Annotated in this window: 2 protein-coding genes; both read left to right on the top strand. The window is 71.1% G+C overall.

The features are described from left to right. On the top strand, nucleotides 1-536 hold a 536-nt coding region (locus tag AC27VN_RS42060; RefSeq protein WP_490880600.1), incomplete at its 5' end, for an SDR family NAD(P)-dependent oxidoreductase. Nucleotides 537-560: 24 nt separating this feature from the next. After that, a partial coding sequence (locus tag AC27VN_RS42055) for an SDR family NAD(P)-dependent oxidoreductase (RefSeq protein WP_490880599.1) occupies nucleotides 561-1,117 on the top strand: 557 nt, incomplete at its 3' end.

Below are 1,117 nucleotides of genomic sequence, written 5' to 3'. Positions count from 1 at the left end.
TCGCCGCGCGCATCGCCGCGGCGCACGGCGACATCGACGTGCTGGTGAACAACGCCGGCATCTCCGCGCGTTCGAAGTTCGACGAGCCCGGCGCGCGCGAGGCCTGGGACCGCGTGCTGTCGGTCAACCTGCAGGGCGTGTTCAACGTCACGCAGGCCTTCGTGCCCGCGCTCAAGCGCACGCACGGCAGCATCGTCAACCTGTCGTCGATCGTGGCCTTCGGCGCGGGCATCTCCTCGGCCGGCTACGTGGTGGCCAAGGGCGGCGTGCGCTCGCTCACGCAGGTGCTGGCGCGCGACCTCGCGCCCTGGGGCGTGCGCGTGAACGCGGTGGCGCCCGGACTCATGGTGACCGACATGACGGCCGGCCAGCGCGAGACCGAGCACGGCACCGACTGGTACATGAGCCGCGTGCTCACCAAGCGCCACGGCGAGGCCGACGAGATCGCCGGGCCGGTGGTCTTCCTCGCCTCCTCGATGGCCAGCTACGTCAATGGCGTGGTGCTGCCGGTCGACGGCGGCTACCTCGCGGCCTGAGCGCCGCGCTTCGACGGAACAACGATGAACAACAGCAGTGATGACAACAAGCCGCTGGTCCTGGTGACCGGTGGCGCCAGCGGCATGGGCCGCGCCATCGTCGAGCGCCTGGCGCGCGACGGCTGGCGCGTGGTGATGGCCGACTACAACGGCGAGCTGGCCGAGCGCGAGACCCAGGTGCTGCGCGCTGCCGGCCTCGATGTCGACTACCGCGCCATCGACCTGACCGACGAGGCCGCGGTGCGCGCGATGGTGCAGTCGCTGCCGCCGCTCGCCGCGCTGGTGAACAACGCCGGCATCTTCGACGAGCGCGCCTTCATGGACGTGAGCTCGGCCGACTTCCGCCGCATGTACGAGGTGAACCTGCTCGCGGTGGCCACGCTCACGCAGGAGGCCGCGCGCAAGATGGCCGACGGCGCGCGCATCGTCAACATCGCCTCGCGCGCCTACCTGGGCGCGAAGAACCATCCGCACTACGTGGCCTCGAAGGCCGCGCTGGTGGGCTACACGCGCGCCAGCGCGATGGAGCTCGCGCCGCGCGGCATTCTCGTCAACGCGATCGCGCCGGGCCTGATCGACAC

This window comes from Variovorax sp. 20P10.2.4, assembly GCF_058244205.1.
The sequence above is the reverse complement of the archived record's forward strand: the minus strand, read 5'-3'. Positions and strand labels throughout refer to the sequence as shown.